This is a genomic window from Shewanella mangrovi (assembly GCF_000753795.1).
Classification (GTDB): domain Bacteria; phylum Pseudomonadota; class Gammaproteobacteria; order Enterobacterales; family Shewanellaceae; genus Shewanella; species Shewanella mangrovi.
Map to the genome: position 1 here is coordinate 267,842 of NZ_JPEO01000003.1, position 13,749 is coordinate 281,590.

Annotated in this window: 12 protein-coding genes; 5 read left to right on the forward strand and 7 right to left on the reverse strand. The window is 47.1% G+C overall.

The genetic code is table 11. From position 1 onward, the window contains the following. Positions 1–260: 260 nt before the first annotated feature. The 3 genes from HR45_RS06330 (at position 261) to HR45_RS06340 (ending at position 2,052) form a co-directional block, all read left to right on the forward strand. Entirely contained in the window at positions 261–1,004 is a 744-nt protein-coding gene (locus HR45_RS06330; protein ID WP_037440911.1) for an AAA family ATPase, read from the forward strand. Continuing rightward, positions 964–1,344 carry a hypothetical protein gene (locus tag HR45_RS06335; protein ID WP_037440913.1) on the forward strand — a complete coding sequence of 127 codons (381 nt, stop codon included), beginning with the start codon at positions 964–966 and terminating at the stop codon, positions 1,342–1,344. The genes HR45_RS06330 and HR45_RS06335 overlap by 41 nt, the downstream gene beginning before the upstream one ends. Before the next feature lie 189 nt (positions 1,345–1,533). Continuing rightward, the gene (locus HR45_RS06340; RefSeq protein ID WP_081933404.1) at positions 1,534–2,052 is read left to right on the forward strand and encodes a nuclear transport factor 2 family protein; all 519 of its coding nucleotides are present in this window, start codon (positions 1,534–1,536) and stop codon (positions 2,050–2,052) included. Here the strand turns inward: HR45_RS06340 and HR45_RS06345 are convergent. The 5 genes from HR45_RS06345 to HR45_RS06365 form a co-directional block, all read right to left on the reverse strand. Further along, positions 2,032–3,501: an HDOD domain-containing protein gene (locus HR45_RS06345; protein ID WP_037440915.1), complete on the reverse strand. Its 1,470-nt coding sequence runs from the start codon at positions 3,499–3,501 to the stop codon at positions 2,032–2,034. The genes HR45_RS06340 and HR45_RS06345 overlap by 21 nt on opposite strands. 151 nt (positions 3,502–3,652) lie before the next feature. Next, positions 3,653–4,975, reverse strand: a complete 1,323-nt coding sequence (gene aceA / locus HR45_RS06350) for an isocitrate lyase (protein WP_037440916.1) — start codon at positions 4,973–4,975, stop codon at positions 3,653–3,655. Between the two features lie 76 nt (positions 4,976–5,051). Then, a complete protein-coding gene (gene aceB / locus HR45_RS06355; protein ID WP_037440917.1) occupies positions 5,052–6,677 on the reverse strand; it encodes a malate synthase A in 1,626 nt (541 codons plus the stop codon). Between the two features lie 639 nt (positions 6,678–7,316). Continuing rightward, positions 7,317–9,092, reverse strand: a complete 1,776-nt coding sequence (locus HR45_RS06360) for a monovalent cation:proton antiporter-2 (CPA2) family protein (protein ID WP_037440919.1) — start codon at positions 9,090–9,092, stop codon at positions 7,317–7,319. 204 nt (positions 9,093–9,296) lie between these two features. Beyond that, positions 9,297–11,084: a tetratricopeptide repeat-containing diguanylate cyclase gene (locus HR45_RS06365; protein WP_037440922.1), complete on the reverse strand. Its 1,788-nt coding sequence runs from the start codon at positions 11,082–11,084 to the stop codon at positions 9,297–9,299. 562 nt (positions 11,085–11,646) lie between these two features. Between HR45_RS06365 and HR45_RS06370 the strand changes: the two genes are divergently transcribed. Beyond that, positions 11,647–12,165 carry an outer membrane protein assembly factor BamE gene (locus HR45_RS06370; RefSeq protein WP_052074552.1) on the forward strand — a complete coding sequence of 173 codons (519 nt, stop codon included), beginning with the start codon at positions 11,647–11,649 and terminating at the stop codon, positions 12,163–12,165. Positions 12,166–12,224: 59 nt separating this feature from the next. On the opposite strand, the gene HR45_RS06375 is transcribed toward HR45_RS06370, so the two are convergent. Further along, on the reverse strand, positions 12,225–12,542 hold the full coding sequence (locus tag HR45_RS06375) for an RnfH family protein (protein WP_037441420.1): 318 nt from the start codon (positions 12,540–12,542) through the stop codon (positions 12,225–12,227). Positions 12,543–12,549: 7 nt separating this feature from the next. Then, the gene (locus HR45_RS06380) at positions 12,550–12,984 is read right to left on the reverse strand and encodes an SRPBCC family protein (protein ID WP_037440933.1); all 435 of its coding nucleotides are present in this window, start codon (positions 12,982–12,984) and stop codon (positions 12,550–12,552) included. A 195-nt stretch (positions 12,985–13,179) separates the two neighbouring features. Between HR45_RS06380 and smpB the strand changes: the two genes are divergently transcribed. Beyond that, positions 13,180–13,668, forward strand: coding sequence for an SsrA-binding protein SmpB (smpB, locus tag HR45_RS06385; RefSeq protein WP_037440936.1), 489 nt, complete (start codon positions 13,180–13,182; stop codon positions 13,666–13,668). Positions 13,669–13,749 lie beyond the last annotated feature (81 nt).

Here is a 13,749-nt window from a genome sequence, read left to right on the forward strand (position 1 = left end):
ATTACCTTTAAAAATCATATTGTTAAATGTAAATAATCAACAATTTCCAGTAGTGTCATTATTCCGCCACCATTTAAGCAAAAGCCAATTTATCGTCACCACAAATTCATTAAAACCCATTAAAAACAAAGTGTTGACCAAACAAAATAGCGAAGTAACATGAATGTTAAACAAGTATCAGTCACTCTGAAATTGGCCTGTCTGCAGTAACTCAACTCATCAGTACAGCGCGCATTATTTCAGCGTCAGGGAGAAGAACCATGATTATTTTGATCGGTGGTGAAAAAGGCGGTAGCGGCAAAAGTTGTCTTGCACAGAATATCGCGGTTTTTTTAGCAAAAGAGTGTCAGGCATCGGTGATGATGGTGGATTGCGACCCGCAACGCACCACATCTGACTGGATCCAAGCCCGCAACCAACATCCTGAACTCCCAGCGATCAACTGTGTACAGCTCTACGGCAAAATTCGTAATGACTTGCTGAGCTTAGAACAACACTATGATGTCGTTATTGTCGACTGCGGTGGTCAGGACAACTTGGCACTGCGCGCCACCATGTCAGTGGCATCATTTGCACTTATGCCATTACGTCCAAAACGCCGTGACTTAAAAACCGTTAGCCATATGGATGACGTTGTCGCGACCTGTATGATGATTAACCCCAAAATGCGCGCTTCATTCGTAATCACTCAATGCCCTAACCTGCCAAGTCAGGCTAACCGTATTGAAGAAGCTAAAGAAGTCTGCCGCACCTACGACATCAATGTGCTCGACTCAGTGACATACAGCCGCAATATCTATGATGATAGTGAAGAATCTGGTCGCAGCGTGATGGAAATCGAACCATCAGGTAAAGCCGCCAATGAAATCCGCACCATCGCCTGTGAAATGTTAGCGCAGCAGAATGCCAAAGCGATTTCACAAATGTTCCAACAGTCTAAACCGATGAGCATGGGAGCAAATTATGGGTCTCGCCGATCTGAAGAAAAACGCTACGCGATCTGAGCGAGCGTATTCGGAGGAGGCATTTTCCCCCTCCATTGACGATTTTATTGATGACGCCATCTTTTACGCGATGGGGCAGCAAAAACTGCCGTCTTCGCAAAGCAAAAATAACGTGGTGACATTTCATCGTGCTGAACAATCATTAACACAGACGCCAGCGCAGCATCCGTTGAAGCGTGGCACCTACACCCTAGGTGATAGCACAGTAACTAAGCTGAGAGCATTGGCGGAAGAAGCGGGTATTTCTCGCTCGCGCATGCTGCGTTTTTTAGTGAATTACTACGAACACTTAAATCCGCAACAGCGGCGCTTACTGTATCGCCAGTTTATGATTGAGTAATGGATTTACCCCTGACGTTATCTTGCCTTCTTGTTTAAACCTCCCGGCTTGCTGACAGCGACTACCAATTTCCCTTTTGCTGTCAGCTTTTTTTCTTTGTTATTACCTGATTTTCCTGCCTGAAGTACTAGAAAAACATGTTTTTTGAGCGACACTTAGAACATCACTTGCACTAACAGACACTACGCCATGCCACGCTTTTACTTACCTATGTTCAGTCACGTTCTGATAATCCTGTTACTCAGTAACACTCCTCTAGCAATCGCAAAAGATGACATTCGCCCGATGGTGGTTGATGAAGCTGATGCAGTGCTAGATACACTGCATCAAAGTGCCGCAGATGCTGATTGGAATCGTTACTTTGCTTTATTTGTGCCACAGGCGAGCTTTTTAGGTACGGATATGACTGAGCACTGGAGTATTCCGGAATTTAAGCAATATGCTCGAGCGACTCAAGGATGGCGTTATACCAGACTAAAACACACCATCACCCAGATGGGCGATGTGGCGGTGTTTGATGAAATATTAGATCACAAAAAATATGGCATTAGTCGCGGGACAGGTACGCTAATCCACACGGCTGATGGTTGGAAAATTCTGCAATATCATCTCAGTTTCCCAATCCCCAACAGTGTGGTGACTCGTATTACCGAGCAAATAAAATTTTTTCGGAAACAACATAAATCGTCAACTGCGGTAAGCGAGTGAGAAGCAAACATTCGTTAACTGCACAAAGTGGCTAAAACTGTCGAATTCAGCCTGATCGATATCGCGACCAGAGCTGGCGCGATCGGCGTAGAACACCCCTATCACTTTATTTTCTACTTTCAGTGGGGCAAACATCCAGCCGTTTTCCGGCAGCTTTTTATCGATACTTTCAGGCAGTTTTTTAATGCCGTGACGATGCCCAAACCAAAAAGGAGTGCCGTGATCCAAGCAAGCTTTCAATTCCAGAAATTGTGGTTCTATTGGCAACAGCAATTCGGCTTTTAATGCGTCATCACCGTCACCCATAGCGATGCGTGGTTGCAGCATTTTGCGGTTAGGCGACAGCAGCAATACCGCGGCGCGATCTAACCCTACCCCATCCAGCATGCCCGTCAACGCGACTGAAACAACTTGGTTAAAATCAGGCTTGTTCATGGTCAGGTTGGTGAGCTCTCGCAGCTTTTCCAACTGAATGGCCATATTGGGTTGTCTTGGTTCCCAATGGGTTTGCTGTTGCAGTGTCTCCAATGCCGTCTTGCTGTCGGGTAAAAATGCCACCAGCTCTTTTGCACCATAATCCTCAGCCAACCGCGCTGTCGCCTCAATATTTTCCATCAACTTTTTCTGGAAGGCATCCGTGGGCATTTTCATCATCTCGGCGGCTTGCTGAATCCGTTTTTGTAACTGCTGCGGATTACTGTCTGAGCTAGCAAAGGCTTCGGACAAGCGATTTCCCAGATAAATGCTGCGAACTTCAGGCGTGCGCTCGTTCGGATTGGTCAACGACTTCATCAATAGTTCACCGAGGCCCCAACTGCGCGCAATACCTTGTGTAAGCTGGCTGAATGAAGCCCCAAGATGTTCTCTAACAATACTCAAGCGTTGAACGTTGTCGTCCACCTTATTGAGCTGTCTGTCTAACTCGTCGGCGACACTGCCTCCCGTGCTCCAGAAGGCACTTTCACCTAAGTGATATAGCAAAGCGGCAATGAAAGCCTCTTCTTGGAACTCTTCGTCATAATCCGCCAACATCATTTTGGTAAACATTGCCGCCTGAAAGGAGCGCGCCATCAACTTGATCAAACGCTGATATACGCTTTCACTGAGATTCTTGTTATTCAGCAAGCTGGTCAGCAATTTTGCGGTGATACACACGTTGCGGATGACATCGAACCCGAGCACCACGGCAGCACGACTGACGGTGGTCACTTGGCTGATGCCTTTGTTGTAGATAGCACTGTTCGCTACACGCAGCACTCTCGACGTCAGCGCATTGTCATACATGATACTGCGCCCAAGTACGCCCATTGACGACACATCGTCTTTGGCGAGCTGCTCTAACGTTCGAATCATCGAACACAGTGCCGGCATCTCCTGCTCACTAATTTTTTTCGTCCAGAAATCAACACCCATATTGTTTTTTGTTAATTCGTGCTTCAACGCGGACATCCCATAGTGAGCGATAGATGGAAGAGTAAATTGTTTGCCTCACAACAATATATTAACAAAAGAATTTTAATCCGCATGATTTTGTTCAGCTTTCCACGTTGTATGCATAAAAAAACGGCACACAAGGTGCCGTTCTAAACGAAACTGACTATTAAAACTGCGCTTCTTCCGTGGAACCCGTCAAGGCCGTTACTGACGAAGTTCCGCCTTGAATCACCGTGGTGACCTTGTCGAAGTAGCCAGTACCCACTTCTTGCTGGTGTGCCACGAAGGTATAACCTCTTTCAGCTGCGGCAAATTCAGGTTGCTGAACTTTCTCAACATAGTGTTTCATGCCTTCACCTTGGGCATAGGCATGTGCCAAATCGAACATGTTGTACCACATGTTATGAATACCAGCTAAGGTGATGAACTGATACTTGTAGCCCATATCTGAAAGCGCTTGTTGGAAGCGGGCAATGGTGTCATCGTCCAAATTCTTCTTCCAGTTAAAGGATGGCGAACAGTTGTACGCCAGCAGTTTACCTGGGAATTTTTCATGGATTGCCTCAGCAAAACGACGGGCTTCTTCTAAATCTGGCTTGGCGGTTTCACACCATACCAAATCAGCATATGGGCAGTATGCCAATCCACGCGCTATTGCTTGATCAAGCCCGGCATTGACGCGGTAAAAACCTTCTGACGTCCGTTCACCAGTAACAAAATCACGGTCGTATGGGTCGCAATCTGAGGTCAACAGATCAGCCGCATTGGCATCTGTTCGTGCAATCACCAATGTTGGCACCCCAGCAACGTCCGCCGCCAATCGTGCAGCCACCAGCTTTTGCACCGCTTCTTGGGTCGGCACTAATACCTTACCGCCCATGTGACCACATTTTTTCACCGAGGCTAACTGATCTTCAAAGTGTACGCCGGCCGCACCAGCATCAATCATAGACTTCATCAGTTCAAAGGCGTTTAACACGCCGCCAAATCCCGCTTCAGCATCGGCAATAATTGGCAGGAAGTAGTCAGTAGCACCTTCATCGTCACGGGATTTTCCGCTGCTCCATTGGATCTGATCGGCACGGCGGAATGAATTGTTAATACGGCTGACCACCGCTGGTACAGAGTTAGCTGGATACAAGGACTGATCCGGGTACATAGTGCCAGCTAAGTTGGCATCTGCTGCTACCTGCCAACCTGACAGGTAGATTGCCTCAATCCCAGCCTTTGCCTGCTGTACCGCCTGACCACCGGTCAGCGCACCCAGCGAGTTCACATATCCCTTTTTGGCTGTGCCATTGACCAGACTCCACAACTTATTGGCCCCCATGGTCGCCAAGGTGTTCTGCGGCGTCATCGAACCACGTAAACCCACCACTTCCTCAGCAGAATATGGACGTACAACGCCTTTCCAACGTGGATTTTCAGCCCAATCTTGCTTCAGGACGTTGATCTGCTGTTCACGGGTCATTTGGTTAATATCTGTCATGATTTACTCTCCTCGGTGCAAATGTGGTTGGTGGTATCGCCCCCAAAGCGCCACCGTTTTTTATCTGAAAATCGTGTTACTCAGTGAGCAGGCGATAGCCCGGTAAGGTTAAAAAGTCGACTAATTCGTCAGAGGTTGTGATCTCCTCTAGTAACGACGCCGCACGAATAAACTGACCAGCACTAAATCGCTCACTGCCCACCTCTTCCTTCACGTTTGATAGCTCCTCGGTGAGCATCTGTCGGAACAACTCCTTCGTCACCAACTTGCCGTTGGATAGACTCTTTTGATGGCGGATCCATTGCCATATTGATGTACGACTGATTTCTGCCGTCGCCGCATCTTCCATTAGGCCGTAGATAGGCACACAACCATTGCCAGAAATCCACGCTTCGATATATTGCAGTGCAATACGAATATTGAGGCGCATGCCCTCTTCTGTGCGTTCGCCTTGGCAGGGTTCAAGTAATTCGCTGGCCAGAATCGGCGCGTCAACATCACGCGTGATATGCAACTGATTAGGCCCGACGCCGATAAAATCGTTAAACACGGACAGTGCGGTTTCAGCCAGTCCCGGATGTGCGATCCAAGTGCCGTCATGGCCGTTACGCGCTTCAAGCTCTTTATCGCGAGTCACTTTTTCCAGCACCTGTTGATTCACTTGCGGATCTTTTGCCGGAATAAATGCCGCCATTCCGCCCATAGCCAAGGCGCCACGCTTATGACAGGTCTTAATCAACAAACGTGAATAAGCACTGAGAAAGGGCTGTTCCATCGACACCTGCTGGCGGTCGGGCAGCACGCGCTCTGGATGATTACGCAAGGTTTTGATGTAGCTGAAGATGTAATCCCAGCGGCCGCAGTTCAGCGCTACAATGTTGGAGCGCAATTCATAAAGAATTTCATCCATCACGAACACCGCTGGTAGCGTCTCAATCAAGCAGGTGCATTTAATCGTGCCGGGCTGTAAGCAAAAACGTTCTTCAGCATAGGCAAACACTTTGGCCCACCAACGCGCTTCAGCGTGGCTTTCAAGCTTGGGAATATAGAAGTAAGGTCCACTGCCTTTGGCTAGCAACTGGCGATAGTTGTGGTAGAAATACATTGCGAAATCAAACAGACAGCCAGGAATCGCATTCCCATGATGCAGAACGTGATTTTCAGGCAGATGGAGTCCCCGCACACGCGTGACCAATACCGCGGGATGATCATTGAGCTGATAATGTTTACCTGACTCTGGCGCTGTGTATTCAATTTCACCGCGCACTGCGTCCTGCAAATTCACATGGCCTTCAATCAGCTTCTGCCAACTTGGTGCTAATGAATCCTCAAAGTCCGCCATAAACACTTTCACACCAGCATTCAGCGCATTGATGACCATCTTACGATCAACCGGCCCGGTGATTTCTACACGGCGATCCTGCAAATCAGCAGGAATGCCACGGATCTGCCAATCGCTAGTGCGGATGGCTGCCGTATCGCTCGCAAAATCCGGTAACTGTCCCGCATCAATTTGTTGCTGGCGCTCACGCCGCTTGGCTAATAACTCTGGCACCTCTGCGGCAAACTCATCACACAGTGCCTGCAGAAAGCCCAAGGCGCCTTCAGTGAGTACACGCTCCTGCCCTGCGATGTCGTGACCGACAACCGTTAAGCTGCCTGAGTTAGGCGTAGTAGGCGTTGTTGTTGCTGTCTGCTGCATAAGGTTTCTCCTTTGAAATTATCGACACACTTTCATATGTGCCTTTTCAACGAAAAACCTAGCGAACTACTTTTGTAAAAACAATCGTGTAAAAAAACGGCAAAAGAAGCCGTCTGGTTAAGTTAAATTGGTTAACCCAAATAGAAATCTAGCGAAAAGATATTGATTAATAACAATTATTTTAAGTTGTGAAATTTTACACAAGTTAACAGGTAAAGTTGTCAGATCTATTGACCAAGCGACATCGCTGTATGTTAATTACGGCACAATATTTCACGTGCAATAAAATTATTACACCATTTTTAAGAGATGGAACTGCGTGGTTAAGCAAAAACTATTTAAGCCTTACCTGAAGGGAAATCTACTAAGTCAATTAAAACGCTAGAGTTTTGTAAAATTTCACAGCTAATTCATTAACCTCAGCCCAAATAAACCTTACGTGCGCGTCAACTTTTACAGTCTTTGTAAAATTTTACAGATAAAAATGTGATAAAAGACACACAAAAACAAAAATTATTTTGGTCAATCACAAAATTTTTTTCATTTTCTGCATTTTTTTACTCAAGCCGCCGCTGAAAAAGCAGAAAAGCCAGTGATCTTGTCAAAATGGCACTCAAGTCACTGGCTTTCGAGCAACACTTACAGCCCTTTATCGTGGTCTTGTTGCATCAAACTTGCGAGTTCAGAACGGCCACGATTAGAGATTCGGATCAACGCTTTTAAATCATCCCGATGCTGCACACTCGCATTCACTTGTGCTTTGTCATGCTCGGCAAAAATCTTCACCCGCTCGGTGGCTTGCAGTTGTGTCATGCCGAGCATGTGTAATACCTGCTCACTGGCACTGAGTGCCGAGCCAAGAGTCTCACGAAAAATTTCAGTCACGCCAAGCGCCATTAACCGGTATGCATGGTTACGGTCACGCGCCCGCGCAATTATGGTGACCTGCGGAAAATGCGCCTGCACTTGACCCACAATCTGCAATGAGTCTTCAACCGAATCCACAGCAATCAGCATCACCCGCGCTTTATCAAGCCCAGCCGATAACAACATATCCAAGCGCTTTGCATCACCAAAGTACACTTCACCACCAAACTGGCGCACCACATCAACGTGTTCGGCATCTTTATCCAGTGCCACAAACGGAATGCCGTTAGCCGCTAAAATACGCCCTGTAATTTGCCCCATGCGACCAAAACCAGCGATCACCACTTCACAGTCAGAACTCACTTTAATGGCATCTGCCGGACGACTCGTATCTTCGCTCTTACGCTTTTCGGCGCGCAGCAATTTGAGTAAAAATGGCGTCAACACCATAGATAATCCAATCACCAACACTAACGCTTGCGCCAACGACTTGGACATTAATCCAGAAAGCTGCGCCTGAGATAAGAGCACAAAGGCGAATTCTCCCCCTTCGGCCAATACAATCCCGAGCGTCATCGCCGCACGCCAACTGTGTTTGCGAAACTTGCCAACCACTAGCAATACCAAGGCTTTAATCAGTAGCATGGAGAACAACACGCCAAGCAACATCAACGGTTCGGTGAGGATGAGACTCAAATCCATCGTCATGCCCACCGCCATAAAAAACAGCCCTAGCAACAATCCTTTAAAAGGCTCAATATCCGTTTCGAGCTGATGCCGATAGCTCGAGTTCGCTAGCATGACGCCAGCCAGAAATGCCCCCATCCCGGCTGATAATCCGAGCCACGCCATCAATGAGGCACTGCCCATGACGAGCAATAGTGACAACGCCGTCACCACTTCTCTTACACCACTTGAGGCGACAAGAAACAGCACCTTGGGCAGCACGTAACGTCCAACGATCACAAAACCACCCAGCGCCAAAAGTGTCCAATACCATGGCACGGCTTGTTTCGATTCATCAGCCATATCCGGTGCTAAATAGGTGGTCAGCAACAACATCGGGATGACGGCGAGGTCCTGCATCAACAACACCCCGAACGCATCACGCCCAACCGGTGTCGCTAATAAGCGCTGTTCTGTCATCAGCTGCACAGAAAATGCTGTGGAGGACAAACTCAACGCCGCACCTATAACCACCGCTGGCGCCAACGCCACACCAAATTGCATGGCAAGTGCACTAATGGCCAACCAAGACACCACAACTTGTGCACTGCCAAGTCCAAGAATTGCACTTCTCAGTTCCCACAACTTACCGGGACTTAACTGCAATCCCATAATAAATAGCATCAACACCACGCCAAATTCGGCAAAGTGCAATACAGCTGTGGGCTCAGAAACGATAGCAATGCCACCGGGACCAAGGAGTACACCAGCGGCGAGATAAGAGAGGATGGGACCAATGCCTACACGTTTTCCTAGTGGCACTAACACCACTGCGGCGAGTAAAAACAATAAAACCGAAACAAATAAGCCATCCTGGTCCATCAGGGTTCCTCATTGCAAAATCTATCCGTCACCAAACAGGCACACGCGTGCCGCCAACATTGTGCGGATAAAGTAGAAAGTTGTGAAAGTTGAACAGCCGACACGGTGAAACGCGTCCGAAGGCAGTAGGGACTTTAGTATAAGCTTGCGCCAGAAGGGATTAAACGGTGAAATTGAAAAATCTGCGACTTATTTTTATCTGCGTTAGGTCATCATTGCCACGGTCAGCGGCTTTGTCAGGCCGGTCTCAATGGCCACTGCGTTACGTCCGCTTGCCTTCGCTCGATATAGCGCCAGATCCGCACGATTAATCAATGGATCTAAGCTCAGATCAGTGTTTATACAACCACTGACACCAAAGCTGGCACTAACATTGAACTGATGACCGGACTTACTGGTATTGATGGCGGCTAACAGCAGCCGGTATTGCTCGGCCAATGCTGCTGCCGTTTCCAGCTCGGTATTTGGCATAATGATGGCAAACTCCTCGCCGCCGAAGCGCGCAAAGATATGTGTATTGCGGACCTCAGCCTTAAGTACCTCAGTAACCTTACGCAACACCCAGTCACCCGTCGCATGGCCAAAGTTGTCGTTAATACATTTAAACTTATCAAGATCAAACAACACCAGCGCATAAGGTTGAGCACAACTCAGTGCCTTAATAAAACGTTCTTCCCCGAGACGTTGTCCTGTTTCGCGATTATAAATTCCCGTCATACCATCAAAGCGCGATAGTCGCATATAACGTCGCTTCTGCTGCAACCCTATCATCAACATTATCGCTAATAGCAAAACGCTGACCGCTAACACACTAATAAACAACAGCATATTGTGATGTGCCTTTTCCTGCAGCGCAGCATTCGCCAGATAAAACTCTCGCTCTCGACTCAGTTGCTGCAACTGCTCTTGCTGCTGTTGCGCCTGAAACTTAGCCGCTTGATAAGCTGTGGCTTTAAGTTGCCTCTCATCATAAAGCAGCCCACTGAGTTGTGCATACGCCTGCAGATAGTGAACCGCCTGCTCGTAGTCTTGTTGTTGCTCTGCGATTTTTGCGAGCACCTCAAACGCGTCTTTACGCGGTTGATACACCATTGGCGAACTTTCAGCATCAACGACCATTTTTGCCATTTCCGCAGCATCTTTGACACGGAACGCCGCCAAATAGACCTGCGCCAATAACGCTTGCGTACTGGTAATTTCAACTGCAAAAGCAAAGTGTTGATATTGCGCTAAGGCTTGCTGCAAATACTGCTCAGCGCTGGCTAAATCATCTTGCTTAAGTAATAGTCTGCCCAACAACTTATTGCTCATCGCAACCATGAGCGGAAAACCTTGTTGCTGACAATAGGCTTTCACCGACTGAACCTGTTCAACTAAGACAGGTAAAGCTTGTGATGACTGGTGAAATTCAGCATTGACCAAGGTAAATTGCGCATAGCAACGATCGCGGATGTCGGAATCACTGGTGAGCGCCAACATACGCCGCGCATAGCGTTCCATCTCCTCAAAAGCATCTAACTTTTCATAGATATCCGCAATACGCAGATAGGCATCCCGCTTCACTGCATCATCTAACTTAGGTAACAAGTTAAGTGTTTGCTGCACGGTTTGCAGGGCATCTTGAAATCGTCGTAGCGCCATGAACGTAGTGGCACGAAAGTTAAAAATCTGAGCTAATTGCCCACGATCTGTGGTACGCGCTTCTGCACGTTTTAGCAGTGTAAGCGCTTCGTCAAACCTCGCCGCGTACAAACGACTCACAGCCATTAATATCAATAACTTGCTCTGCTGAGAGGGTGTCAATTGCTCAAACTGCGGCAACAACTGGCTGATCCTTTCGCCCGACTGTGCCACATCGGTTTTAAACTGCAATTCTATGGCGTGCAGTTCTGCGTCGGCAGAGTTTGTCAGTGCTGGCTCTGGTGTACTGGCACTCGATGCTGAAGCACAATATCCGGTTAGCAACAGCAAGAACAAGAAGCGCACTAACATTACTGAGTCATCTCAAAAGGCAGAACGAGACGGAGAATTGCACCATAAATGAGGAGGTTTGTTTGATTTGAACAGAAAAGATAGATATTTGGTTGTTTTATAGGGAATAAACCACCTAAAAAGCAATAATTTAGTAAATATCCTTGGCCTAACATCGGCATCCCTCCAACAGATAGAATTGCGGTGTTTGGGTGTTTTACTAGGCCATAAGCCTTATTTCATCAATATCAGTTAGCACTCACTAAGATGTGCCCAACAACAATCTTCATCAGACTTATGACATAAATTAGCATCTAAGGCGAAAAATCTGCTAACCGGCTTATTTTTTATAGTTTGACAAGCACTATTCTGAGAGATGCTCACTCTTATTGCAACATACTGATTACATTTTATCCATTTATTTGCCGCGATAATCTGTTCTCTCACAACGCAAAATTTTTGAGAGATATCGAACTAGTTAACAATCTGTCTGTCGAAGCTTCAGCACCAAGTCTATTGTCCTTGTCACCATCAAGGGGCTTGGTTATCATGGCCGACAATTTTTCTGGAAGTAGTGCTGTCAATGTTGATTAAAAAGCAAAGTCTTACCCTGTTGGGCGCAGTAGCGCTCAGTTTATCCTTGAGTGCGTGTAGTGTGATGGACTGGCTGATCTATAAGCCTGATATTCCACAAGGTAACTACATGGAAAAACAACAGGTTGAGAAGCTGCGTGTCGACATGACCAAAGAACAGGTTGAGTTTATTCTTGGCCGTCCGGTACTGCGTGATAGCTTTGCCGATGACACTTGGTATTACGTTTACCATTACAAAAGCGGCCGCGATGCATCCATCATCCACAAAGAATTGGTAGCACATTTTGATGGTGATAAGTTGGCTTCAGTCACTGGCGACTACGAACTCAGCGCGGACTTTAAAACGCCATTGGATCAAAGCGCATTGCTGGCGCCCATCAATGCACCGCAAACAGACGATAACGCAGCAGCACCGCAAATCCCAGAACGTCGTCCAGATGCCAAACCATTGGTAGAAGAAAATAGCCCGATTGAGAACAACAATACTCAACCGGACGATAAACAATAAGTTTATCGCAACTAAAAAAAGCGCCTTATTAGGCGCTTTTTTATTGTCGGCAACTGTGGTTATGAGATTTTTGCACCTGTGGTTTTATTGATGCGCCCTTCTTCTTTCGCCTTATCTGCTCGGCGACGACGCACCTCTTTCGGATCGGCAATTAATGGCCGATAAATCTCTATCCGCTGCCCAGGCTTTACTTCATCTGTTGGCTTTACCTGATTACTAAACGAACCAAGCTTAAGATTATCCAGCTCAATCTCAGGGAAAAACGCCACAATACCGCTATGTTCAACCGCTTCTTTAAAAGTGGTCCCCTGGGTTACTGTCACCGTAATCACCTTTTGCTGATTCGGTTTCGCGTAAATCACATCCACCGGAAACATCTGCTCATCAGCCACCGTAAACCTCCTTGGCACGCGCCGTAAATGCCGACACCATTGAGTTAACTAGCTCTCTAAACACGCGACCAAACGCCATGCCAACCAAGCCGTTAGAAAATTCAAAATCCAACTCAAACTCAACCTTACAAGCATCTTCGGTTAATTCAGTAAACTTCCAACTACCATTGAGGTGGTGAAACGGGCCATTCTCTAGCTTTAACTCAATGCTCTTACCATCTACCACTTGGTTACGCGTGGTAAAGGTTTTGCTGATACCGGCCTTACTGATATCAACCGACGCCACCATTGTGCGGCCATCAAACTCGAGGACCTTACCACCCACACATCCCGGTAAAAACTCTTTGTACGACTCAACATCATTAACCAAATCGTACATCTGCTGTGCACTATAGCGCACCAGAATATTACGGGAGATATGCGGCATTCCGTCCAACAACCTTTGATGAAAATAAACGAGTGCGCGATTGTAACACGCAAACAGAAAAACGCACCTTTCGGCCCGACACTGCAATCAAAATGCGCAAAAAGCCAGCAGCCGAACAATCACTAATCGTGTTAACAACAAAAACTTAGCGAGCACAATTCCAAAAAGTTTATCGCTGCGTATAATAGCGGGCCTATGGCTAAGAAGAATGCAAACAAAAAAGGCACAACACCTGCGTCTATCGCGCGGAACAAACGTGCCACCTTTGAATACCGGTTCGATGAAAAAATCGAAGCTGGCCTTTCGCTTATGGGTTGGGAAGTAAAGTCAATTCGCGCAGGCAAAGTAAACCTGTCGGATACTTTCGTCCAAATCAAAAACGGCGAAGCCTACATGCACAACTGTACGATTGTGCCGCTGAATACAGCCTCTACCCATGTTATCTGTGATCCTACCCGCCCACGCAAGCTGCTGCTTAAACGCCGTGAACTAGACCGTTTAGCTGGTCTAGTTGAGCGCCAAGGTTATGCACTGGTGGCGATTTCGATGTACTGGCGTAAAGGCGCTTGGGTCAAAGTAGAAATCGGCCTAGGTAAAGGTAAGAAAGCACACGATAAACGTGACGACATTAAAGAGCGCGAATGGGCAATTGAGAAAGCCCGCGCGATGAAAAACAAAGGCTAGTTGACCGTAATTGCGCGGATAACCAGCAAACAGTTGTAACCTTCACTTGAAAAAATGGTCTAAACCCATATAACAGGTTAC